General features: G+C 64.3%; 24 protein-coding genes. 14 read left to right on the forward strand and 10 right to left on the reverse strand.

Translation table 11 applies throughout. The features are described from left to right. The 11 genes from LCF59_RS15755 to LCF59_RS15805 form a co-directional block, all read left to right on the forward strand. A partial coding sequence (locus tag LCF59_RS15755) for a C-terminal helicase domain-containing protein (protein ID WP_292288575.1) occupies nt 1–639 on the forward strand: 639 nt, incomplete at its 5' end. 156 nt (nt 640–795) lie between these two features. Further along, nucleotides 796–1,254 (forward strand): (2Fe-2S)-binding protein, encoded by a 459-nt coding sequence (locus tag LCF59_RS15760; RefSeq protein ID WP_292288576.1) that lies wholly within the window; start codon nt 796–798, stop codon nt 1,252–1,254. 2 nt (nt 1,255–1,256) lie between these two features. Then, the gene (locus LCF59_RS15765; RefSeq protein ID WP_292288577.1) at nt 1,257–3,491 is read left to right on the forward strand and encodes a molybdopterin cofactor-binding domain-containing protein; all 2,235 of its coding nucleotides are present in this window, start codon (nt 1,257–1,259) and stop codon (nt 3,489–3,491) included. 201 nt (nt 3,492–3,692) lie between these two features. Then, a complete protein-coding gene (locus tag LCF59_RS15770; RefSeq protein ID WP_292288598.1) occupies nt 3,693–4,388 on the forward strand; it encodes a 2Fe-2S iron-sulfur cluster-binding protein in 696 nt (231 codons plus the stop codon). Further along, the gene (locus LCF59_RS15775; RefSeq protein WP_292288578.1) at nt 4,385–4,714 is read left to right on the forward strand and encodes a succinate dehydrogenase; all 330 of its coding nucleotides are present in this window, start codon (nt 4,385–4,387) and stop codon (nt 4,712–4,714) included. Before LCF59_RS15770 ends, LCF59_RS15775 begins: the two co-directional genes overlap by 4 nt. Further along, a complete protein-coding gene (gene sdhC / locus LCF59_RS15780; protein WP_292288579.1) occupies nt 4,711–5,049 on the forward strand; it encodes a succinate dehydrogenase, cytochrome b556 subunit in 339 nt (112 codons plus the stop codon). Before LCF59_RS15775 ends, sdhC begins: the two co-directional genes overlap by 4 nt. Nucleotide 5,050: 1 nt before the next feature. Continuing rightward, nucleotides 5,051–6,811 carry an FAD-binding protein gene (locus tag LCF59_RS15785; protein WP_292288580.1) on the forward strand — a complete coding sequence of 587 codons (1,761 nt, stop codon included), beginning with the start codon at nt 5,051–5,053 and terminating at the stop codon, nt 6,809–6,811. Further along, nucleotides 6,808–7,764, forward strand: coding sequence for a fumarate hydratase (locus LCF59_RS15790; protein ID WP_292288581.1), 957 nt, complete (start codon nt 6,808–6,810; stop codon nt 7,762–7,764). Before LCF59_RS15785 ends, LCF59_RS15790 begins: the two co-directional genes overlap by 4 nt. A 115-nt stretch (nt 7,765–7,879) precedes the next feature. After that, nucleotides 7,880–8,545: a fumarate hydratase C-terminal domain-containing protein gene (locus LCF59_RS15795; RefSeq protein WP_292288582.1), complete on the forward strand. Its 666-nt coding sequence runs from the start codon at nt 7,880–7,882 to the stop codon at nt 8,543–8,545. Next, entirely contained in the window at nt 8,542–9,648 is a 1,107-nt protein-coding gene (locus LCF59_RS15800) for a sulfite oxidase (protein ID WP_292288583.1), read from the forward strand. The genes LCF59_RS15795 and LCF59_RS15800 overlap by 4 nt, the downstream gene beginning before the upstream one ends. Continuing rightward, nucleotides 9,645–11,213, forward strand: coding sequence for a thiamine pyrophosphate-binding protein (locus tag LCF59_RS15805; protein ID WP_292288584.1), 1,569 nt, complete (start codon nt 9,645–9,647; stop codon nt 11,211–11,213). Before LCF59_RS15800 ends, LCF59_RS15805 begins: the two co-directional genes overlap by 4 nt. 199 nt (nt 11,214–11,412) lie before the next feature. Here the strand turns inward: LCF59_RS15805 and LCF59_RS15810 are convergent, their stop codons facing one another. Genes LCF59_RS15810 through LCF59_RS15820 form a run of 3 tightly spaced genes read right to left on the reverse strand, consistent with a single transcriptional unit; the run spans nt 11,413 to nt 13,707 of the window. Next, nucleotides 11,413–12,030, reverse strand: coding sequence for a glutathione S-transferase family protein (locus LCF59_RS15810; protein ID WP_292288585.1), 618 nt, complete (start codon nt 12,028–12,030; stop codon nt 11,413–11,415). A 25-nt stretch (nt 12,031–12,055) separates the two neighbouring features. Continuing rightward, nucleotides 12,056–12,799 carry a sulfite exporter TauE/SafE family protein gene (locus LCF59_RS15815; protein WP_292288586.1) on the reverse strand — a complete coding sequence of 248 codons (744 nt, stop codon included), beginning with the start codon at nt 12,797–12,799 and terminating at the stop codon, nt 12,056–12,058. After that, nucleotides 12,796–13,707, reverse strand: a complete 912-nt coding sequence (locus tag LCF59_RS15820; RefSeq protein WP_292288587.1) for a LysR family transcriptional regulator — start codon at nt 13,705–13,707, stop codon at nt 12,796–12,798. The genes LCF59_RS15815 and LCF59_RS15820 overlap by 4 nt, the downstream gene beginning before the upstream one ends. Nucleotides 13,708–13,831: 124 nt before the next feature. On the opposite strand from LCF59_RS15820, the gene LCF59_RS15825 reads away from it, so the two are divergent. The 3 genes from LCF59_RS15825 to LCF59_RS15835 all read left to right on the forward strand — a co-directional run bounded on the left by LCF59_RS15825 (nt 13,832) and on the right by LCF59_RS15835 (nt 16,869). Beyond that, on the forward strand, nt 13,832–14,809 hold the full coding sequence (locus tag LCF59_RS15825) for a tripartite tricarboxylate transporter substrate binding protein (RefSeq protein WP_292288588.1): 978 nt from the start codon (nt 13,832–13,834) through the stop codon (nt 14,807–14,809). 78 nt (nt 14,810–14,887) lie between these two features. Beyond that, nucleotides 14,888–15,382, forward strand: coding sequence for a tripartite tricarboxylate transporter TctB family protein (locus LCF59_RS15830; RefSeq protein WP_292288589.1), 495 nt, complete (start codon nt 14,888–14,890; stop codon nt 15,380–15,382). Further along, on the forward strand, nt 15,379–16,869 hold the full coding sequence (locus LCF59_RS15835) for a tripartite tricarboxylate transporter permease (RefSeq protein ID WP_292288590.1): 1,491 nt from the start codon (nt 15,379–15,381) through the stop codon (nt 16,867–16,869). The genes LCF59_RS15830 and LCF59_RS15835 overlap by 4 nt, the downstream gene beginning before the upstream one ends. On the opposite strand, the gene LCF59_RS15840 is transcribed toward LCF59_RS15835, so the two are convergent. The 7 genes from LCF59_RS15840 to LCF59_RS15870 form a co-directional block, all read right to left on the reverse strand. After that, complete coding sequence (locus LCF59_RS15840; protein ID WP_292288591.1) at nt 16,862–18,280, reverse strand: exonuclease domain-containing protein; 1,419 nt, start codon at nt 18,278–18,280, stop codon at nt 16,862–16,864. The two genes, LCF59_RS15835 and LCF59_RS15840, sit on opposite strands and share 8 nt — an antisense overlap. A gap of 4 nt (nt 18,281–18,284) precedes the next feature. After that, entirely contained in the window at nt 18,285–18,785 is a 501-nt protein-coding gene (locus LCF59_RS15845) for a hypothetical protein (protein WP_292288592.1), read from the reverse strand. A 24-nt stretch (nt 18,786–18,809) separates the two neighbouring features. Next, nucleotides 18,810–20,633 (reverse strand): DUF294 nucleotidyltransferase-like domain-containing protein, encoded by a 1,824-nt coding sequence (locus LCF59_RS15850; protein ID WP_292288593.1) that lies wholly within the window; start codon nt 20,631–20,633, stop codon nt 18,810–18,812. A gap of 97 nt (nt 20,634–20,730) precedes the next feature. After that, on the reverse strand, nt 20,731–22,512 hold the full coding sequence (locus LCF59_RS15855; protein WP_292288594.1) for a sodium:solute symporter family protein: 1,782 nt from the start codon (nt 22,510–22,512) through the stop codon (nt 20,731–20,733). A 5-nt stretch (nt 22,513–22,517) separates the two neighbouring features. Further along, nucleotides 22,518–22,805, reverse strand: coding sequence for a DUF4212 domain-containing protein (locus LCF59_RS15860; RefSeq protein ID WP_292288595.1), 288 nt, complete (start codon nt 22,803–22,805; stop codon nt 22,518–22,520). A 92-nt stretch (nt 22,806–22,897) separates the two neighbouring features. Further along, nucleotides 22,898–23,584 carry an adenylate kinase gene (locus LCF59_RS15865; RefSeq protein WP_292288596.1) on the reverse strand — a complete coding sequence of 229 codons (687 nt, stop codon included), beginning with the start codon at nt 23,582–23,584 and terminating at the stop codon, nt 22,898–22,900. A gap of 5 nt (nt 23,585–23,589) precedes the next feature. Beyond that, nucleotides 23,590–23,773, reverse strand: a 184-nt coding sequence (locus tag LCF59_RS15870) for a hypothetical protein (protein WP_292288597.1), incomplete at its 5' end; no start/stop codon positions are given.

The following is a 23,773-nucleotide window of genomic DNA, read 5'->3' on the forward strand; positions in this document are numbered from 1 at the left end:
CCGGGCAAGGCCGCCGACAAGGTCACGCAATCGGTGCATCACCTGGCCAGCAAGGGCGAAAAGCCCGGCAAGCTGCGCGAAATCCTGTCGCGCGACATGGACGCGCTGACGCTGGTCTTCTCGCGCACCAAGCATGGTGCCGAAAAGCTGATGAAGGGTCTCGTTGCCGACGGCTACAACGCCGCCTCGATCCACGGCAACAAAAGCCAGGGCCAGCGCGACCGCGCCATCAAGGCGTTCCGCGACGGTGACATCAAGGTGCTGGTCGCCACAGATGTGGCCGCCCGCGGCATCGACATTCCCGGCGTGGCTTACGTGATCAACTACGATCTGCCCGATGTGCCCGACAACTATGTCCACCGCATCGGCCGCACGGCACGTGCCGGTCGCGAAGGCGAGGCGATCGCCTTCTGCGCGCCCGACGAGGCCGATCTGCTGCGCCAGATCGAAAAGCTGATGAAGATCGAGGTGCCGGTCGCCAGCGGCACGGCTCCCAAGGATCCGGTTGCCCGGCCTGCACAGCAATCGCGCGGGCGCGGTCGCGGCGGTCAGGGGCAAGGCGGCAAGCCACGTCAGGCCAATGCCGGTGCCAAACCCGGCGGCCAACGCCGCCGCAGCCGGTCGCGCAAAGCGGCCTGATCCCGGTCCGATGATCTTGCAAACTGCCTGCCATATCGGCGGGCCGTTTTGCATTTTTGCAGGGCCGATGTGCATGACCCAAGGTCAATGCTCCATCGCGCAGCCGGGCACCTATGTGATACCCTGTCCACAAGCTGACAGGCGGAGCGTGACACCATGCAACTCAGGATCAACGGAACCGTTCACGAGGTCGATGTCGAAGACGACATGCCGCTGCTCTGGGTCCTGCGCGACGAGCTGGGCCTGACCGGCACCAAATATGGCTGCGGCATCGCGCAATGTGGCGCCTGTACCGTACATCTGGATGGCGTTGCAGTACGGTCCTGCCAGACTTGGGCGGTCGACGCGGAAGGCGCCGAGATCACCACCATCGAAGGTCTGGGCACGCCGGATGCGCTCAACGCCGTGCAGGCCGCGTGGCTGACAGAACAGGTCGCGCAATGCGGCTATTGCCAGTCCGGTCAAATCATGCAGGCCGCCTCGCTGCTGGCCGAAAACCCAAACCCCACGGACCCCGAAATCGACGACGCCATGTCCGGCAATCTCTGCCGCTGCGGCACCTATCCGCGCATCCGTGCCGCCGTGAAACGTGCCGCCCGCATGATGGAGGGCTGATCATGGGACGCCTCAAGACCATTGCCCGCCGCACGTTTCTGATCGGATCCGCCGCTGTTGTCGGCGGCGTTGCCTTTGGCGTCTACAAGGTGCGCAAACCGCACGAGAACCCGCTGACCGCCGAGGCGGGTGAGGCGGTGTTGACGCCTTACGTCAAGATCACGGGGGACGGCATCACCCTGATCACGCCGCGCGCAGATTCGGGGCAGGGCGTCTATCACGTCCAAGCCGCGCTGATCGCCGAGGAACTGGATGTCGACCTTGACCAGATCAAGACCGATCCCGGCCCGCCCAGCCCCGCCTACTGGAACACCGCGCTTGCGGCTGAGGCCGCTGATTTCCTCGTGCCTGCGGCTGGCATGATGCACAACCTCGCCGAAGGTGCCGTGAACAGCGTGATGAAGGTCATGGGCCTTCAGATCACCGGCGGGTCGACCACCGTGCCCGACCAGTTCGACAAACTCCGCCATGCCGGGGCGTCCGCGCGCGAGACCATCAAGGCGCTTGTGTCCAAGCGCGAAGGCGTGGCAATCGGCGACCTGACCACCCGCGCGGGCAAGGTGATTTTACCCGACGGTCAGGAAATCCCCTATACCGATCTCGCCGCCGATCTCGCGGATGTCGAGGTGGTGCAGGATGTGCCTCTGCGCGAGCCGTCGCAATGGCGCTATATCGGCCAGCCGATGCAGCGGATCGACATGCTGGCCAAGAGCACCGGCACGCAAGACTACGGCATCGACGCGGCTGTTGACGGTATGGTGCAGGCCACCGTTTTGATGAACCCGGCGCAGGGCGGCGGCATGGCGGACTATGATGCCACCGAAGCGCTGTCGATGCGCGGCGTACAGGCTGTCGTCCCGATCACCGGGGGGCTGGGCATCGTCGCCGACAACACATGGCGCGCCTTTCGGGCCGCGCAGGCGATCACGGTCACATGGGAGGCGCCGTCTTTCCCGCCCGAACAGGCCGACCATTGGGCAACACTCGAGGCTGCTTTCACCCCCGATGCGCAAGACAGCCGCAAACGCGACGATGGCGATGTGGACACCGCGCTTGCCGAGGGCGACGTCCTCACCGCCGAGTACCGCGCGCCCTATCTGGCCCATGCGCCGCTGGAGCCGGTCAACGCCATCGTGCGCGTCGATGACGACCGCGCCGAGGTCTGGACCGGCACGCAGATCCCGCGCTTCATTCAGGCCAATGTGAGCCGCATCACCGGCATTCCGGCGGACAACGTCACCGTGCACGCGCTGATGATGGGCGGCAGCTTTGGTCATCGCCTCGAAGACGAGGTGGTCAAGCAGGCAACCGAGATCGCGATGCAGATGAAGGGCACGCCGGTCAAGCTGGCCCTGTCGCGTGAAGAGGATATGCTGCACGACTTTCCCCGCCAGATCGCGATGGCGCGGCTGCGCGGCACCGTGGCAAACGGGCAGGTCGCGGCGCTGGATCTCGGGATCGCCATGCCCTCGGTCATGGCGTCGCAGCTTTCGCGGCAGAACCAATCCGCCCCCGGACCTGACAGCCAGATCGTCGCGGGCGCGTGGGATCAGCCCTTTGCCATCCCGCACCAACGCGTGACGGGATATCGCGCGCCCGAACTTGCGCCGATCAGCTCCTGGCGCTCTGTCGGTGCGTCCACCAACGGGTTCTTCTACAATGCCGCGCTGGACGAGTTGATCGACGCGGCCGGCGCCGATCCGCTGGAGGAACGGCTGCGGCTGTGCAGCGATCCGCTTGCGCGGCGGGTGCTGGAGGCGGTCGCCGAGATGTCGGGCTGGTCCGGCATCGGCGGCAACGGGACAGGGCGCGGCGTGGCGCTGACCAAGTCGTTCGGCGTGCCTTGCGCGCAGGTGATCGAGGTCACGGGCATTGACACGGGCCTGCGCATCGACGACGTCTGGGTTGCCGCCGAGGTGGGGCGCATTGTCGATCCGGTGAATTTCGAGAACCTCGTGCAGGGCGGCGTGATCTATGGCCTGGGTCACGCGATGAATTCCCAGATCACCTATGCCGGCGGGGTGGCCGAACAGTCGAATTTCGACAGCAACCCCGGATTGCGCCTGTCGCAATCCCCCAGGATCATGGTGCGTGGATTGGAAAACGGCGACCGCGTTCTGGGCATCGGTGAACCTCCGCTTCCGCCCGCTGCCCCGGCCTTGGCCGGCGCGATCTGGGCGGCCACTGGCATGCGTCTTCGGGAAATGCCTTTCAGCAAGTTCTTGACATTTGCCTGACCCTTGGCGCCCGCTGAGCAATCACCGAGACCCGCTGCGATGGTCCGAATTGTAAGCTGCACTTACATGCGTGGTTAAAATATTTGCCTTTTCGTTAACTGAGCTGACCGTTATCGTGGGATCATCAACATTTTGAGATAAAAGGCGGGTTTCAAGGTGCCAGGGCAAGACCAAGGGCAAGACCACTTGACTGTGACCGTGATGCGCGGCGGCTCTGATGCGCCGCAGCGCCCGGAGGCGTTCCAGGTGCCGGCCTATGACAACCAGACCGTGCTCGACGTGGTGTCCTGGATCCAGCAAAACACTGACCCGACCCTGACCTATCGCTTTGCCTGTCGCGTCGGCATGTGCGGCAGCTGCGCCATGATGGTCAACGGTGTGCCCCGCTGGACCTGCCGGACGCATGTGAACAAGGTGCTCAGGGACGGCGCGCTGGAGGTTGGCCCCTTGCGCAACCTGCCGGTCATCAAGGACCTGGCCGCCGACATGGACCCGTTCTTCGACAAATGGGTCGCCGCTGAAGGCCGCCACCACCCGACCCGCAGCCGCGACGATGATATCGCGCCGATCGATCCGGCCGGCGATGACCGCCAGGCCGCCAGCGCCGGGATCGAGTGCATCAACTGCTCGATCTGCTATTCGGCCTGCGACACGGTGGCGGGCAATCCCGATTACCTTGGTCCCGCAGCGCTGCAACGGGCATGGACGCTTTTCAATGATGCCAAGGACGATAGCCGCGACGCGATCCTCGACGCGGTGTCGGGCAAGGGGGGGTGCCATTCGTGTCATTCCATGGGGTCCTGCACCACCTATTGCCCGAATGATCTGGACCCGCTTTCGGCCATCGCGGGCCTCAAGCGCGCGACCGTGAAACGGGCCTTCGGGGGGCGAAAATGACCGAATTCCGGCTTTACATGGCGCAACGGCTCAGCGCGCTGGTGATGGCGCCCTTCGTGCTCGTGCATATCGGCGTGATGATCTATGCGATACAAGGCGGGCTCACGGCGGCGGAAATCCTTGGCCGAACGCAAGGCTCGGTGTTCTGGTTCGCCTTTTACGGCCTGTTTGTCGTCGCTGTTTCGATTCATGCCAGCATTGGGTTGCGCACGATCCTCGGCGAATGGGCGGGGCTGCGCGGCGGCGCGCGTGACGCGGTGTCAGCGCTCATCGGCGTTGGGCTTTTCGCGATGGGCGCGACTGCGGTCTGGGCGGTGACGGCATGAGGGTCTCGCGCGCACACCCGCTGTGGCTGGCCTATGTCCTGCACCGGCTGTCGGGCCTTGGGCTTGCCCTGTTCCTGCCGTTGCATTTCTGGGTGCTGTCCTATGCGCTCAATGATGCGGCCAGGCTGGATGCCTTTCTCACTCTGACCGACATGCCGGTTGTCAAGGCAGCCGAATTCGGCCTCGTTTTTCTGCTCGCGGTGCATTTTTTCGGCGGCTTGCGCCTTCTGGCGCTCGAATGGCTGCCCTGGAGCGCGCCGCAAAAGACATGGGCAGCCGCGGCGGTGGCCGGGTCGTTCCTGGTTTCCACAACTTTCCTCTTGCAGGCGATATGACATGTTCACCACGAAAGACATCGACCGGCACGACACCGATATCCTGATCCTCGGCACTGGCGGGGCGGGGCTGTTCGCGGCTTTGCACGCCAAGCAGACCGCGCCCGAGGGCACGAAGGTGACGATTGCCGTCAAGGGCCTGATCGGCAAAAGCGGCTGCACGCGCATGGTGCAGGGGGGCTATAACGTCGCCGTGGGCCACGGCGATTCGGTGGAGCGGCATTTCATGGACACGATCGAAGGCGGCAAATGGCTGCCCGATCAGGATATGGCCTGGCGGCTGTGCGAACAGGCGGTGGTGCGCATCCGCGAGCTGGAGAACGAGATCGGCTGCTTTTTCGACCGCAATGGCGACGGGACGCTGCACCAGAAGGCCTTTGCCGGGCAGACGGCGGACCGGACGGTGCACAAGGGCGACCTGACCGGCATCGAGATCATCAATCGTCTGATGGAACAGGTGCTGTCGCGCGATGTCGAAAAGCTGCAGGAGCACCGTGCGATTGGTCTGATCCCGACGAAGGACGGATCGGCGCTGGCCGGCGTGCTGATGATCGACATGCGCACGGGCCGGTTCCGCCTTGTCCGCGCCAAGACGGTGCTGATGGCGACCGGCGGTGGGCCGACCATGTACAAGTATCACACGCCATCGGGCGACAAGACGATGGACGGCCTGGCCATGGCGCTGCGCGCCGGGCTGCCGCTGCGCGACATGGAGATGGTGCAATTCCATCCCACCGGCCTCTTGGCGGGCGATCACACGCGCATGACCGGCACCGTGCTTGAGGAAGGTCTGCGCGGCGCGGGCGGGCAGTTGGTGAACCATTCCGGCCAGCGCTTCATGTTCGATTACGACGCCAAGGGCGAACGCGCGACCCGCGACGTGGTCAGCCGGGGCATCTATGCCGAAATGCGCAAGACCAACAATCCAGAACAGGAGGGTGTGTTCATCTCGATGGCGCATCTCGGACCGGACCTCGTGGCCGAGAAGTTCAAGGGCATGGTCAAGCGATGTGCCGATTGCGGGTTCGATCTGGCTGGTGGCAAGGTCGAGGTCGTGCCGACGGCGCATTACTTCATGGGGGGTGTCGTGGTCGACGTGGACACGCGCACCGCCATGGAGGGGCTTTACGTCGCCGGCGAGGATGCGGGCGGCGCGCATGGCTCGAACCGTCTGGGTGGCAACGGGGTGGCCAACTCCACTGTCTATGGCGGCATCGCGGGCGATGTCATGGGCCGCGACGTGGCGGGCTTTGGCCTGCGCGCGCCGGATGAGGACGTGCTGGAGGCCGAGTTGGCCCGCGCCTGCCATCCGTTTTCGCGCACGCCTGGGCTCGTGCTGCCGCTGCGCAAGCAGTTGCAGGAGGCCATGTGGGACGAGGTGGGCGTCATGCGCACGGAAACCGGGCTCAAGAGAGGGCTGACACGTATCGCCACCGTCTCGGATGCGTTGATGGATGTCGGCGTTGCGGCGGACAACCTGGCGTTCAACCTGACATGGCACGACTGGCTCAACCTGCGCTCGCTTTTCGACGTGTCCGAGGTGATCACCAAGGCGGCCCTGGCGCGGGAAAATTCACGCGGCGCGCATTACCGAGAGGACTTCCCGGAACCGGGCGCGATGGAAGACAGTTATTTCACCGTCGCGCGCCAAGTGAACGGCACGGTCGAAGTGGGCCGCGAAGATGTACAGTTCACCATCGTGCGCCCCGGCGAAACCGTGTTGCCCGAGGGCGCGCCCGAGACATTGGTGGCCGCGCAATGATCCCGATAGACCTGATCCAGAAAACGGCCGAAACCCTGATGGACAAGGCGGCCATCGACATCCCCGAGGATTATCTCTCGGGCCTCCAGAAAGCCTCCGAGACCGAAGACGGCGACCTGTCGTCCTTCGTCCTCAAGGCGATGCTGGAAAATTACGAGGCCGCCAAGCAGGACCGCCGCGCGATGTGCGGCGATACCGGCGTGCCGCGCTGGTTCGTGAAGCTGGGCAATGAGGCAAGTGTCGAGGGCGGCATGTGCGCGCTGGAAACCGCGCTGCGCCGGGCCACGGCACATGCCACCAATGGGGTGCCGCTGCGCCCCAACCGGGTGCATCCGCTCTGGCGGACCGATCACGACAACAATGTCGGCATCGGCGCCCCCGAGATCGAATACGGATTCGAGCCGGAGGGCGACTGGATCGATCTCATCACCGTGCACAAGGGGGGGCTCTTCGGGACCGATTACCGGATGCTCTTTCCGAGCGATGGCATCCAGGGGATCAAGCGCTTTTACCTCGACAGCCTGATGGCCTTTGGCAAGCGCGGTCTGGCCTGCCAGCCGGCGATCATCGGCATCGGGCTGGGTGGCTCGAAAGACATCTGCATGACGCTGGGCAAGCGCGCCTCGGTCCTGCGCACCGTGGGCAGCCGCAATTCCGATCTGCGCATCGCCGAGATGGAAGAGGAGTTCAAGGAGCTTGGCAATTCCATCGGTATGGGCGCGATGGGATTTGTCGGCAAGAACATGGTGGTGCAGTGCAATATCGAGGTGGGCTATTGCCACACCGGCGGGATGCCGATGTCGGTTCATGCCTTCTGCCTGTCGTCGCGCCGCGCGGTGGCACGGATCTTTCCGGATGGCCGCGTCGAGCACCGCACCGATCCCGACTGGTTCACGCCCTATCAACGCAGGGAAACCGTGGAATGGGACCCGCTGCGCGAGGCAGCGGAATGAGGCGGAAAGGCTTTTCGAAAAGCCTTGATCCCGCGATTTCGAAATCGCGGTCAAAGCCGCTTCGAAGCGGCTTCAAACAAGCGCCTTCGAAGGCGCTTTCACGGAGGTCTGCCTGATGAAACCGCGCGAGATTCGACTTTCCACCACACCCACGCCCGAAGCCATCGCGGAGTTGCGGCTGGGCGATATCGTCTACCTCGACGGGTTGATGTATACCGCCCGTGAAGGTGTCTACATGCGCGCGCTCGAAGAGCAGGCCAATATCCCGATGGAACTGCCGTCGGAAAGTGCGGCCAATTTCCACTGCTCGCCCGCCGCGCGGATCAACGCCGATGGCAGCTTCGACATGGGCGCTGTCACCGCCACTGCATCCTTCCGCTTTGCCAAGTGGTTGCCGGAATGGATGGAAAAGACCGGCGCCAAGCTGATCATCGGCAAGGGCGGCATGACCTCGAAGGATTACAAATCCTATTTCGTGCCCAATGGCGCGGTCTACCTGTCGACCGTTGGCTATGGCACCGGCGCGCTGCTGGGACGCGGGGTCGAGAACGTGGAAGCGGTGCACTGGAACGAGGAGCTGGGTCTTGCACAGGCAATGTGGGTCATCCGTTGCCGCAAGATGGGGCCCTTCATCGTCGCGTCTGATCTCAATGGCGACTGCCTGTTCGAGCGGGAAAACGCCAAGATCGCGCAGAATATCGACCGGGTGTATGAAGGCACGAAACCAGCCGTGCTCAAACGCTACGGCGAAAGCGACGATCGCTCGGACGAAGTGATATGACGACCAATCCCTTTGCGCCCGGCGCGCCACGGCCCCCAGTGACAGAGGGCGTGTTCTCGCCCGAGGAAGTGGCGCTGGCCAACCGCAACTCCGGCGCGCTGTTGGAAACTCTGGGCTTGGACATCACGCCGACCGGCACGCATTATCTGCTCAACCATTTCGACGTGCCGGTTCTGGACGCGGGCGACCATGTGCTGTCCTTCGAAGGTGCGTTCGATGCGCCGTATACGCTGAACATGGAAGACATCCGCGCACTGCCGCAGGTCACGCGCCCGGTGACGCTGGAATGTGCGGGCAACGGGCGGATCGGGGTGTCGCCCCGGTGTTTCTCGATGCCCTGGGCCTACGAGGCCGTGGGCACCTCGGAATGGACCGGCACATTGGTGGCGCCGCTGTTGGAGCGGGCGAGACCGCGTGAAACCGTGCAGGATTTCGCCTTTCTCGGGGCGGATTATGGCTTCGACAAGGGGCAGCCGCATTTCTTCGGACGCAGCCTGACTCCAGACCAGATCGCCGATCTGGAGGTGATGCTGGTCTGGGGCATGAACGGCCAGCCGCTTTTGCCGCAGCATGGCGCCCCGCTCAGGATCATCGTGCCGGGCTGGTACGGCATGGCGTCGGTCAAATGGCTGACACGGATCGAGGCCTTGAGCGGACGCTACCAGGGGTTCCAGCAGGTCCAGACCTACCGCTTGCGGGTGCATGAGGACGATTCCGGCACGCCGCTCACGACGATCCGCGTCAAGTCGCTGATGAAACCGCCCGGCGTGCCCGATTGGGTCACGCGGCAGCGTTGGATTCAGGCAGGGCGCGTCACGCTCGAGGGGCGCGCGTGGTCGGGCGGCGGGGTGCCGATCGAACGGGTGGACGTGCGCTTGGGCGACACTTGGTACGACGCCGAATTGACCGGACGCGCCGACACCTATGCCTGGACCGGCTGGCGTCTCGATTGGGACGCGACGCCGGGTATCCATGACCTCGCCTGTCGCGCGACCGATGCGGAGGGCAACACGCAACCCCTGGAGGCGCCGTTCGACATGGCAGGATTCGCGAATAATTCGGTTCATCGGGTGAGCGTGCATGTGGCGGAGGCCGACGTATGACCCGCGGCGCGGATGCGGTCATGCGGGCACTGGCGGCACAGGGCGTGCGCGATATCTTCGCGCTGTCCGGCAACCAGATCATGCCGCTGTTCGATGCCAGCATCGACGCGGGCATCCGGCTGTATCACACGCGGCACGAAGCGGCGGCGGTCTACATGGCGGAAGGCTATGCGCAGATCACCGGCGGTGTCGGCGTCGCTCTGGTCACCGCAGGGGCGGGGCTGGGCAACGCGATCGGTCCCTTGCTGACGGCCCGCGCGTCGGACACGCCTGTGCTCCTGCTCAGCGGCGACAGCCCGGTGTCGCGGGACGGGCAAGGCGCGTTTCAAGAGATGGGTCAGGTGGCGCTGACCGCCTCGCTGACGAAATGGTCCGTGCGCGCGACGCGGGCAGAGGATATTGGCGCAACGATCCACGCCGCGGTGCGTGTGGCGATGGAGGGGCGGCCTGGACCGGTCCATGTGTCGCTCCCGGCGGATGTGCTGCTGGCGGCAGCGCAGGTGGCCGACACACCGGTCGTGCCCGATGCGCCGCCACCGGACATCGCAGATCTGCGCGAATGGCTGGACCGGGCAGACCGTCCGGTGATCGTCATGGGGCCGGCCCTGACCCGCACGCGGGCATCTGGATTGGCGGAGCGCCTGGAACAGACGACCGGGGCCCCGGTGGTCGATATGGAAAGCCCACGCGGCATCAAGGACCCGGCGCTGGGCGGGTTTGCAGCCGTCATGGCCGAAGCTGACCGGGTGTTGCTTCTGGGCAAGCCGCTCGACTTTACGCTGCAATTCGGCGCCGTTGCCCCCTGTGCAGAATGGGCGGTGATCAATGGAGACGCGGCCGAGATCGACCGCGCGCGCCGCACCCGGGATCTGCGGCTGGGCCATGCGGTTGCCGCAGACCCGGCCGCTGTGGCACAGGGCCTGGCCCGTGGTAACGCCCGTGCACGCAACGCTGGCTGGCGCCATCGAGTGACCGCGGCCTGTGCAAAGCGCCTGCCTCTTTGCGAATCCGGAAATATCATTCATCCTCGTGCGTTATGCGCCGAGGCTCAAGCCATTGTCGAAGCGGCGGCAGATCCGGTGATCGTCTGTGACGGCGGCGAATTCGGACAATGGGCGCAGGCCGGTCTTGCCGCGCCCCGGCGAATCATCAACGGGGTGTCGGGCGCCATTGGCGGCGGGCTGTGCTATGCCATGGCGGCGCGGGCGGCCGATCCCACGGCAACCGTTCTGGCGTTCATGGGCGACGGAACGGCGGGGTTTCACCTGGCCGAGTTCGAAACGGCGGTACGGGAAGACCTGCCCTTCGTGGCGATCATCGGCAATGATCAGCGCTGGAACGCGGAGCACCAGATCCAGTTGCGCGATTTCGGGGCTGACCGGCTGCATGGCTGTGCCCTGAGCGATGCGCGCTATGACGAGGCGATGATCGCTCTGGGAGGCTTTGGCGCGAGCGTAACCGAGTTGCACGACCTGAAAGGCGCGATCGAGGCTGCGATCGGCTCGGGCAAACCCGCCTGCATCAACGTGATGATCGAAGGGGCTCCCGCGCCCGATCTGGGCTGAGCCGCACATCGCGACGGTTTGGGCCCGACATCATCGCAGGTCAGACCCGCGCTTTGCCGGTGGCGGGCGGCTGGTGGTCTGACCGGCCGACGCAGTGACCCGCCTGCATGAAGACCCGCTGTCCTGCGGAGAACCGCGCCCCGTTTCGGGGGGTGGCGCTGCCGATCGGCCCGGATACCAGGGATGCGATCCCGCGCGGTCAGACCTGGTGCACAGCAAGTGCCGCGAGGGTTGCCGGGCGGGCCTGCATTGCCGCGTGATGCGCGGCAAGCCGGGGGTAAGGCGCGATCTCCACGCCGGCCTTGGCCATCCAGCGGGGCAAAAGGAACAGGTAGGGGTCGCAATATGTGTAGCGGTCTCCCATTGCCCATGGTCCCTTGAGCAGATGCTTTTCGATCACCTCGGCGCATTCGGCGAGATTGTCAGCCACCTTGGGCTTGAGCGCGGCCTGGGCGTCCGTGTCGTCGGTCCACCGCGCGCCGCGGGCCATATGGGCAAAGGCCACATGCACCGTGGCGCAGAGATAGGCGTTGAACGCTTCGGCCCGGGCGCGGTCGAAGGGTGTTTCAGGCAGCATCTGCGCATCCCGATGCACCGCCGCGATATAGCCAAGGATCGCCGGGTTTTCCGTGATCACGCCCTCGGGCGCCTTGAGCGCGGGAACCCGGCCTTTCGGATTGACCTGCTGAAAGGCGGGTTGAGCCTGCGCACCTGTGTCGATCGGCACTTCCTTCAGGGCATAGTCCGCGCCCACCTCCTCGAGCAGGATATGCGGGGCAAGGGCAGAGGTCCCCTTGGAGTAGTAAAGCGTCAGCATCGACAGGCTCGTTGCGGCAGAATGTTCAGAACAGGGCGCCGATCAGGATGCCCACCCCCAGAAGCAGGGACAGACCGATCAGAAGGCGCCGGAATGTATTGTCCGAGATCCGCCGGAACACGGCGATGCCGATCTGCGCCGCGATCAGCGAGGTGGGCAAGGCGATCAGAAACGCGGTGACGGTCGGCGCGGTATAGGCCCCGCGCCACCACAGCATCACGGTCGTGGTGAACAGGACGCTCACGTTGAAGGGTTGCAACACCGCGCGGGTTTCGGCCTTGGGCCAGGGACGCATCGAACACCAGATCACGGGCAGCGCCCCCGAGAGCGATGCCATTCCGCCCAGCACACCGCCGGCCAGCCCAATCCCGGAGTCCAGCACCGGCGTGCGGCGGTCGAATTTCGGCAAGTTCGCGCGGAAGCTGAAGAAACCGCCGTAAATCAAGAGAAGGAAACCAATAATCAGCTTGAGTACATCCGCGTCGATCAGGGACAGAAGGGAAATCCCCACCGGCACGCCCAGCAATCCCGGGATGATGAAGCGCAGCAATCGCGGCACGTTGCGCGACAGCGCCTCGCGTACCACCCAGAGACCCTGAATCCCGGTGACCACCGACATGAGCGACACGACCGCAACCGCGCTGATCGGGTCGAGCGCGACCAGGAAAAATCCCAGGGCGAAAAGCGCGGTGCCGGTCCCGGCCAGACCGTTGATGAAGCCCCCGGCCATTGCGCCGAGAGTGATGGCCGCAAGAACCGTCCAGGTCATGCGACACCCGGTGCGGCGCCGTCGTCGTCGGGCGGGTTGTCTTGCACCGCCTGCAAGAGTGCCGCGTGGATTTCCTCGATCACGCGGTGCTTCGGATGTTCCTTGCGATGGACAAGGCCCAATTCGCGCGAGGGCGCGTCCGGCCCGAGCGGGACATTGTTGACCGGCAGGGTATAGGCGGTTCTCACGCAGGGGCGGGGCACGATGGACACACCCAGGTTGGCGTTGACCATGCTCGAAATCGCTTCGAGGTTGTCGAGTTCCATCGCCTCGCTGACGGGGATGTTGTTCTCCTGAAGCCATGTCTCGATCAGCGTGCCCACGACCGCATCGCGGTTGAAGCGGATGAAGGGCTGATCGTTCAAAATCCTGATCGGGTCGGTTTCGGTCACTTCCTGACCGGTGATCAGGTGCAAGGGTTCATCAGCGATGGGCAGAAACGCCATGTTCCGTGGCATCAGGATTGGCTTGGTGACCATCGCCACGTCGTAATGTCCGCGGTCGATTCCGGACAGCAGCGCGCTGGTCAGGGCCGGACGGATGCGCACCCTGAGGTCCGGGTATCGCGCGCGCAGGATCGACATGGAAAGCGGTGCCAGCCCGATCAGCGTGGTCGGTACGGCGCCCAGCACCACTTCCCCGGTCAGCCCGTCATCGCCAAGCACCGAGGGCACAAGCGTCTCGTAATCTTCCACCAGCTTGCGGGCGCGCGCCACCACGGCGCGGCCCATCGGTGTCAACTCCGGGGTTCGGTGGCTGCGATCGAACAGCGCGATGCCAAGGTCGGCTTCCAGCGTGCGCATTTGCTGGCTGACGGCGGCATGGGTTATGAACACGGCATCGGCGGCCGCGCTGAACGTGCGGTGGTCGGCCACGGCGACAAGTGTCTTGAGTAATCTTATGGACATTTTCGGATTTCTGATTGCTTAGCTTACAGAACCTGTAATTTTTTATTTCTTCTTTTAAGCTCTACTTAAGACTAACGTGAGTCAAGAGCCCGATAAGGGCCCGTCAACAACTAGGGAGGAAACTATGAAACTACGGACATTCGGGTCGGTATTCGCGTTGGGGTGCGGTCTTGCGGCCGGGGCCGCGATGGCGGAATACCCGGAACGCCCCATCAACATGATCATTCCATACGGCGCCGGCGGTGCCACCGATATTTCCGCGCGCACCATCGCAGAGCCGCTAGGCGAAGCCGTTGGATCGCCGCTGGTGATGGCCAATGTGACCGGCGCGGGCGGGGCCACCGGGTCTGTCGCTGTGCAAAACGCCAATGCGGATGGCTACACCATGCTGTTTGCACGGGTCGGCTCGCACTCGGTGAACCCGGCGATGAAGGCGACTTTGCCCTACACGCTGGATGATTTCCGTTTTGTCACCGTCTACGAGATCAACCCGGTGGCATGCGCCGTGCGCCCCGACAGCGGGATCGAATCGATGGAGGACCTGATCGCCCAGGTCGGCGAGGGCGGTGTCAGCTACAGCTCATCGGGGGTTGGATCGCTCCTGCACCTGGCGGGTGCGATGGTGCTCAAGGAATTCGGCATCGAAAATCCGCTGACCGAGGCCACGCATATCCCGCAACAGGGCGGCGGGGCCGCTGCAACCGCGGTGCTGAATGGCACGGCGACGTTCCTGTGCACCAACTCGTCCGCGCTGGCGAGCTTTGTGGCCAACGATCAGTTGACGCCGCTCATGGTCACGACCGAGGAACCGGTGGTGGGCTTTGACGCGCCGACAGCCAACGACCTGGGCAAGCCGGTGCTGAACCAGCTTGTCGGCTGGACCGGAATCGCGGGGCCCGACGATCTGCCCGACGATGTGGCGGCCAAGTGGGGTGACTGGATGGCGACCGCCACGGCAGACGAAGACTTCCGCTCATCGATGGAAGAACGCGGGTCGGTGATCGACCTGATGGACCCGGAAGAGGCCAATGCCTTTATCCTGGAACAATATACCACCTTCAGGGATCTTGTGGACGAACTGGGGATGCGGATCGAAGGCTGAGCCTTGACCGTCCTCCATTTTGATACGCGCCGGAGCCTTCGGGTTTCGGCGCGTCCACCTGCGGAGCCTGATCTTACCATGTCTCAGAAATCACTGCATCTGCGCCTTGGCACCGTGGTGGTGCTGTGCGCGTTGTTTCTTGTCTTTTACGCCATCCCATCGTTTGTCTTTGCACCGTCGAACGTCGGCAATATCGTCCTGTCGCCGCTGTTCTGGCCCTTTGTTCTGGCCGGTTTGGCGGGCCTTGTGGGGGCGGGGCTTCTGGCGTCGGGGGTTTCGTCGGATGACACCCCGTTCGAGGATGCCGATACCGGTCCATCGGACGGGCCAGCGGGGTGGTTGCGGCTGCTTGGCCTGGCGACGATCATGGTGCTCGTGATGGTCGCGCTGCCGCGGTTGGGTATGGTGTGGACATCGATGCTGGCGTTTGTCGCCTGCGCATTCCTGTTCCGCACGCGGCATCCCATGATTGCCGTGATCTGCGCGATTGTCGTTCCACTCCTGTTGTACGCGTTCTTTGCGCATGTCGCCGGCGTGGCGATCCCGCAAGGCCATTTCGTGAGGCTGCCATGAGCCTGTTGGACTCCCTTGCCGCCGGTTTTGCCCTTGTGGGCAATGTCGAGGCGTTTTTCATGTTGTTCTGCGGACTGATCGTCGGTGTGGTCGGTGGCGCCATTCCGGGCCTGTCGGCAACCATGGCCGTGGCGCTGACGCTGCCCTTCACCTTCGCGATGACGCCGATCAACGGCATTCTGCTGCTGCTTGGTGTGTACAAGGGTGGCATATTCGGCGGCTCGATCCCGGCCATCCTGATCAAGACGCCGGGCACACCGGCCTCCTCGGCAACGATCCTCGACGGCCACCCGCTCGCCGAACGGGGCGAGGCGGGGCGCGCATTGGGCATGGCGCTTTATGCCTCGTGCACTGCGGATGCGGTGTCGAACCTCGCGCTGATCCTGTTTGCCGGGTGGCTTGCCTCTTTCGCGCTCAATTTCGGGCCGCCGGAATTTTTCGCATTGATCCTGTTCTCGCTCACCATCATCGCGGGCGTGTCGGGCGAAAGCCTGCTGCGCGGCGCGCTGTCGGCGCTGGCGGGGCTGCTGCTGGCGACGGTCGGGCTTGATCTGATCTACGGCACCAACCGCTTTACCTTCGGCGATCCGAACATGATGGGCGGGTTGAACTTCATCGCGGTGCTGATCGGGCTGTTCGCCATTCCCGAGATCATCGCGATGGCGTGGAACCCGGTGGCGCACCTGGGCAAGACGCGCGCATTGGGCAAGAGCCGATGTTCGCTCGCGGATTACCTGGGCAGCTTCAAAAGCATCATCCGGGGCAGCATGATCGGCGTGTTCCTCGGCTCCATTCCCGGCATCGGGGCTGCGCCGAGCGCTTTCCTGAGTTACTCCGAAGCGCGGCGCACCTCGAAAAACAAGGCGAATTTCGGCAAGGGCGAAATCGAAGGCGTCGCGGCCTCCGAGGCTGGAAACAACGGCGTGGCCGGCGCGACCCTGATCCCCTTGCTGGCGCTTGGGGTGCCGGGTGACGTGATCACCGCGATCATCATTGGCGCCTTCATGGTGCATGGGCTGCAACCCGGACCGATGATGTTCGTTCTGAACGCGGATATCATCTATGGCCTGTTCATCGGGCTGATCGTCAGCTCGGTGTTCCTGCTCCTTGTCGGGTCGATCGCGATCCGCGGGTTCCGGTTCGTGGCGGATGTGCCGAAACGCATCCTGATGCCCGGGGTGCTGGTGCTGTGCATCTATGGTGTGTTCGCGGTGAACAACAACATCTTCGACGTGGGGGTGATGTTTGTCATGGGGTGGCTGGGCTATGTCATGATGCGCAATCGCATTCCTGCCGCGCCCTTCCTGATCGCCTTCATTCTTGGCCCGCTGCTCGAGGACAATTTCCGCCAGTCGATGCTGATGTCGGGCAGCGATCCGCTGATCCTCTTCCGGGGGCCGATCACCTGGACCTTCTGGACCCTGACCGCCATCACGGTTGTCGCGATCACCCGCAGCACGCTGCGGCAGAAAGTGCCGCTCAGTTGAGATCTTCGAGGAGGCGGCCATGACGGCGCGTCTCCTCGAGGACGGCTCCAAAGGTGGTCAGACCGCGCGCTTCGAGCATCGGCAGCATCTTGACCAACACGTCTGCCGTGGCCTGCGCATCGCCAAGAGCGGTGTGGCGCAGGGCCGAAGGGATGGTGACGTTCAAGCGCGCGCACACCGCATCGAGCGTATGCCGCTCGCTGGCCCCGAACAAGACAGCCGACAAAAGCACGGTGTCGAGGATCGGGTGATCCCAGACCACCCCGGTGGCCTTGGCCTGCCGGTGCAGGAAGGCCATGTCGAACGGTGCGTTATGCGCCACGATGACCGCGTCGCGCGAAAAGTCGTGAAAGCGTTTGGCCACGGTCCGGATATCCGGCTGTCCGCGCACCATCGCGTCGGTGACCTTGTGCACCTTGGACGAGGCGGGCGGAATGGGCCGGCCCGGATCGACAAGCTGGTTGATCGTCTCGCCGTCGACGATGCGTCCGTTCAGCACCCGTACCGCCCCCAGTTGCACCACGTCGTCCTTATGCGGCAACAGGCCCGTGGTTTCGGTGTCGAAGACCGAAAAGCACAGCTCGCGCAGCGGCCGGTCGAGGAAATCCATCTCGGCGCCGCCGCGTCGCTGATCGAGCAGGTCAAAATCATAGACCAGCGGCCGCGCCGCGTCGGGGGCGATGTCCAATGTCTGGCTGTCGATCACCATCAGGTAGCCGCCGCCCTCCATCGGTTTCAGCTTGGTGTCAAAGCTCTGTGTGCCGTCATGCGAATGGGCGGTGACGCTGGTGTCATGCCCGGTCCTGCCCAGTGTTTTCACCGCGGCGTCGAGCGCCTGGGGATCGAAATATTCGGTGATATCGGCATTGAGCCTCGGCACGCCAAGCTGCGCGAGGATCTCGGCGGCCTGCCCGTCATAAAGCACGATCTGGCCATCCGGGTTCACCAGGATCGTTGCCACCGGGATCTCGGTGAGAAGAGCGGTCAGACGGGCTTTCTCGGTGCTCAGGCGGGCGGTTTCCTCGGCAACGGCCTGTGCCGTGCCCAGCGTCGAATCGTTAAGCTGCCGCGCGACGGCCGAGGCTGCCGGGGCCAGGTCGCCCAGATAGCGCGCCGTGCTGGTATCGAGATCGCCCGCAACCCCGGCATGGGCGCGGGTGCGCATGTCTGCGGCCAGCCGTTCAATCGGCTTGGCCACGTTTTCATCGAACAAAAGCCAGACCGATACCGTCAGTGCCAGGATAAGGAAGGCGGCAAGAATGGCGGCCAGCGTAAAGCCATTGGCCGCGCCCGTCTGGGCGGCGCGCGCATAGCCAAACCACAGCGCGGTGCCGACCGCGGTCAGCGCGCCAAGGCCCAGAAGGCAGAAGAACAGGAAGATGCGCAAACGCAGGCTGAGCTTCGACAACATGGCATCACCCCCTGTCGCAAACGCGTGAAACGATGGGGTCTTGCGCGTCCGTATCGCGCCACACCGGCGCGCCGCCATCGCCGAAGGCGGGGTCGGCGCGCTGCCCGGTGTCGCAATTCACCATCATCTCGACCGATTGCACCGTGCCCCAGCGCCGAAAGAAATAGAGATCCGCAAGGAAAAGCGCCGCATCATCGCTATTGGCCCGCAGGTTCGCGGTGTCCAGCGCGATGAAGCGGTCGGTATAGGGCTTGAGATACGTCCACGGGCGGTAGAGCGCGGTGTTCTGCGCGGTTTGCACCACTTGCAGCCCCTCGGGCATCGCATCGGCGGTTCGGGGGAACCAGCTGTATTCGCTGCTGATCGTGGTGCCGAGCATCGCCGCCCCCGCGGCAACCGGGATCAGCCATTTCGGCACGCGCCCCCCCGTGATGCGCGAGATGAGCATCATCGCACCGGCACCGGCAAGGCCGGCCACGATCACCGCGATCAGTTCCAGAAACATCGGTTGTCCTCCCAAACAGGCCCATCAGCCCAGCATGCCGCGCCCGTGCCCAACGGCCGACTGCAACGATTTTATCACGACGAAGGCGTCCCGCAGATGACTTCGCTCAAAGTCCGACAAATCGGTCGGGCTCAGGAAATTGTCGGGCGCGGTACCAGACCGCACCTGGTCGGCCTGATGGTCAAGCCGGGTTTCGGCAATCAGGTCATAGGCATCGCGCAGATCCTGCCCACCCGATTGGCTGAGCACGCCGGCGGCGGTCGCCGCTTCGATGCGTGCGGCGGTGTTGACCACGGTGAGCTTTCCCTGAAGCGCATATATCCGGCCCAGGTCCACAACCGGCACCACGCCATTGTGTTTCAGGTCGATGCGGTTCTTGTGCTCGCCCGAGCGGATGGTGGCAAAGCCGCGCAAAAGCCCCAGCGGCGGCGCGTGTTTCAGCGAGTTCGCCACCATATGCGCCACGAAAATCGAATTGGCGGCGGCTTTGCGCAGGGTCTCGGCCTGAAGATCCTCGAACAACGCCTTTGTGCCCCCGATGGGGCGCAGGTCGAACATGACGCTGGCCAGCATCTGTGCCTCGGGGTTGGGGGTCTTGATCCAGCCGTCGAAATAATCACGCCAGACGCGCACGGGCTGCCGCCAGCGCGGGTTGGTGGCCATCATGTCGCCGGGGCAAAAGACATAGCCGCAGGTATCCAGCCCGTCGCAGACAAAGCGTGCCAAGGCGTCGAAATAAGGTATCTCCGCATCCGTCACCGCGTCATCCAGAAACAGGCAATTGTCCTGGTCGCTGACCCCGGTTTGCTCCTGCCGTCCCTGGCTGCCGCAGGCCAGCCACAGATAGGGCACCGGCGGCGCGCCCAGCCTGTCTTCGGCCAGCGCCAGCAACCGGCGGGTGGCGGTGTCGGCCACGTCGGTGATCAGGCGGGTCACCACTTCGTGCCGGTTGCCGCCCGCGACCAGCTGCGCCAGCAATTGCGGGATACGGCGGGTGACGGTTGCCATCTCCTCGGCGGAGTTGGCATGTGCGATCTCGGAGACCAGTTCGGCCGAGCTGACCGCCTGGAAACGGGTGAGATCGGTCTGGGTCACGATCCCGACCAGCTTGCCCGCCTGCGTGACAGGCACATGGCCGATGCCGCGTTCCATCATCGTGTGCAGCACGTCTGACCCGATGGCAGAGGGCGGCAGGGTGATGGGGTCGGCCGTCATGATATCGGTGATCGGTGTGTCGAAGGCCAGGCCGTCGCCCACCACCTTGCCGGACATGTCGCGGATCGTCGCGATGCCATGCAGCGACGTGTCCCGGGCGATGCAGATCGACGACACGCGGGCGTCGCGCATCATGCGCGCGGCAGTCTTCACATCAGTGTCGGGCGAGCAGGTGAGCGGGCGGGGCGCCATCAATGTCTCGACCCGTGTGGTTGCCAGGTTGGCCTTGTTCGGCTTGTCGCCGCGGCCGCGGTCGAAAAACCGCCGGAACGCCGGATCGTCCGACATCGCCTGGTGAAATCGCTCGGCGGGCAGCAACAGCAATGTCGCGTCGGTTTCGGCCCGCGCCGAGGTCACGCTGACGCCGTTACGCAGCAGGCCGCGTTCGCCAAAGGTGTTGCGTGGCCCCAGAAGCGAGACCGGGACATCATTTTCGTCCCGTACCTCGATCGTGCCATGATAAACAACGAACAGCCCCTCCATCGGCGCGTTCAGGCGGTATATCTCGGCACCGGCGGGCACGGTCCGTGTCTCGAAGGCGTCAACAAGCGATTGCAGCGATGCCGTGCCCATCGAATCATAGGGGTGGATGGCGGACAGGAATTGCACCAGGTCGGAGTCGGACGGTGGCATGATGTGACCTCTGCTCGGAATGAAAAGTCCCGCCCCGGTATTCCGGCGCGGGACCGCAGTGTAAAGGGTGCGCCGCGGGGCGGCGCATCCGAAGGGCCTAGTGGTCCTGCGCCGCAGCCGCGCCACGTGGCACGCGCACGCTTTCGACCAGCTCCTCGATCGCTTCCGGCAGGTCCTCGGTCATCCCGGAGACAGTGAAGGCCACCACGAAGTTCAGGAGCGCACCGACGGCGCCAAAGCTCGTCGACTTGATCGTGAAGAACAGCGGATCGCTGTCGTCGAAGCTGTTGGTGCCGGGGATGAAGAACCACCCCTTGTGCAGGAAGATGTAGATCACCGTCACGATAAGGCCGGTCAGCATGCCCGCCACGGCCCCCTTGTTGTTCACTTTCGTGAAGATGCCCATCATCAGCGCGGGGAAGATCGAGGCCGCCGCAAGGCCGAAGGCCAGCGCCACCGTCTGCGCCGCAAAGCCCGGCGGATTGAGCCCCAGATAGGTCGCGACGATGATCGCTGCGGCCATCGCCACCCGGGCCGACAAAAGCTCGCCCTTTTCGCTGATCTTCGGATTGAGCTGCCCCTTGATCAGGTCGTGGCTGACCGCCGATGAAATCGCCAAAAGCAGACCTGCCGCCGTTGACAGCGCCGCCGCAAGGCCGCCTGCGGCCACCAGACCGATCACCCATGAGGGCAGGTTGGCAATTTCGGGATTGGCCAGAACGAGGATGTCGCGGTTGAAGTTGGTCAGCTCGTTGCCGTCCCAGCCTTCGGTTTCTGCGCGTTCCTGCATCTCGGGGCTGGCATCGTTATAGTACTGGATCCGGCCATCGCCGTTCTTGTCTTCCCAGCCCAGAAGACCGGTCTGCTCCCATGTCGCCATCCAGTCATAGGCCGGATCGGAATCGATCGTCTCGACCGAGACCGCCTGCGCGTCGGTGCCGTTGGGCCAGAACTGTTCGGTGATGTTCAGGCGCGCCATCGCCCCCACGGCCGGGGCCGTCAGGTAAAGCAACGCGATGAACACCAGCGTCCATCCAGCCGACCAGCGGGCGTCAGCCACGCGCGGCACGGTGAAGAAGCGCATGATCACATGGGGCAGACCGGCGGTGCCGATCATCAGCGACAGGGTGAAGAGCACCATGTTGAAGGTGTCGCCGTGGTGCGCGGTATACTCCTTGAAGCCCAGTTCGGTCACGATCTGGTCCAGCTTCTGCAACAGCGGCTGGCCGCTGGCCTGGTGCTCGCTGAACAGGCCCAGGCCCGGGATCGGGTTGCCGGTCAGCTGCAGCGAGATAAAGATCGCCGGGATGGTATAGGCCATGATCAGAACGCAATACTGCGCCACCTGCGTGTAGGTCACGCCCTTCATGCCGCCGAAGACCGCGTAGGCAAAGACGACGCCGGCGCCGATGAACAGGCCCAGTTCGTTCGACACTTCGAGGAAACGGCCAAAGGCCACGCCGACGCCGGTCATCTGGCCGATCACGTAAGTGAGCGAGGCAACCAGCAGGGCGACCACCGCAACCATGCGCGCGGTCGGGCTGTAGAACCGGTCGCCGATGAACTCGGAGACGGTGAATTTGCCGAACTTGCGCAGGTAGGGCGCCAGCAGCAGCGCCAGAAGCACGTAACCGCCCGTCCAGCCCATCAGGTAGGTCGAGTTGTCATAGCCGGTAAAGGCAATCAGGCCCGCCATCGAGATGAAGGAGGCCGCGGACATCCAGTCCGCCGCGGTCGCCATGCCGTTGGTGACCGGGTGAACGCCGCGACCGGCGGCGTAGAATTCCGATGTGGAGCCCGCGCGGGCCCAGATCGCGATGCCGATATAGAGCGCGAAGGATGCGCCCACGAACAGCAGGTTGATGGTAAACTGGTCCATTTGGGTTACTCCTCCTCGGTGCCGAATTCACGGTCGAGCCTGTTCATGCGCCAGGCGTAGAAAAAGATCAGCACCAGGAAGACCAGGATCGACCCTTGCTGGGCGAACCAGAATCCAAGGTCGGTCCCGCCGACACTGATACCCGACAGCATCGGGCGCAGCAGGATGCCGAACCCGAAGGACACAAGCGCCCAGATGACAAGGCTGATCATGATGATGCGCAGGTTGGCTTTCCAGTAGTCCGTATCGGACTTCTTTTGCGCCTGCGCAGATTGCGATTTTTGGTCCGACATAGCGGCTCCTCCTCTTGCTCTTTTGGCGCGTCCCGTGTTTGCGGGGCGCGTAGTCCGGTGTGCCGCGATTGCGAAAACCGCGGGCCGACCGCTCAGGCGGTGGCTTTGACAACATGGGCGCCAAGGTCCTTGGCGATGTCGTCAATGGCACCCATCGCATCGACACGGGCCAAGGCGTCCTGTGCGTCGTAGAACGCGATCAGGGGCGCGGTTTGGGCATGATAGGCTTCAAGCCGGGCCGCGACGGTTTCGGCCGTGTCATCGGCCCGGCGTTTGAAATCGGTGCACTGGCACCTGTCGCATTGTCCCTTGGTCGCGGGTGTCTTGAAGCTGTCGTGATACCCCTCGCCGCAATCGGCGCAGGTGAACCGGCCCGAAATCCGCGCCACCATCGCCGCGTCGTCCACGTCCAGGCTGATCGCGGCGGACACGACCTGCCCGGTTTCGGCCAGCAGCGCATCCAGCGCCTCGGCCTGCACGATGGTGCGCGGGAACCCGTCAAGGATCACGCCTTTCGCACAGTCCGGTTCGCCCAGCCGGTCGCGCAGGATGGCGATCACGATGTCATCGCTCACCAGCTCGCCGGCATCCATGACGGCCTTGGCCCGTTTGCCGGCATCCGTGCCATCGGCCACGGCGGCGCGCAGCAGGTCGCCGGTGCTGAGTTGAATCAGGCCGAACCTGGCTTCCAGCATCCGGGCCTGGGTGCCCTTGCCGGCGCCCGGCGGACCCAGCAGGATCAGGACAGGGGCGGTTGTCGGAGGTGTGCTTGCGTCCATTGTCCTCACCCCTTCCGATTTTCGATGAGGTCGTCGACGACGGAGGGGTCTGCGAGTGTTGTTGTATCGCCGAGGGAACCGGTGTCGTTTTCGGCGATCTTGCGCAGGATGCGGCGCATGATCTTGCCGGAGCGGGTTTTGGGCAGGCCGGGGGCCCATTGGATCACGTCCGGGGATGCGATGGGGCCG

This window comes from Marivita sp. (genome assembly GCF_020055675.1).
In the GTDB taxonomy this organism is placed as follows: Bacteria; Pseudomonadota; Alphaproteobacteria; order Rhodobacterales; family Rhodobacteraceae; genus Marivita.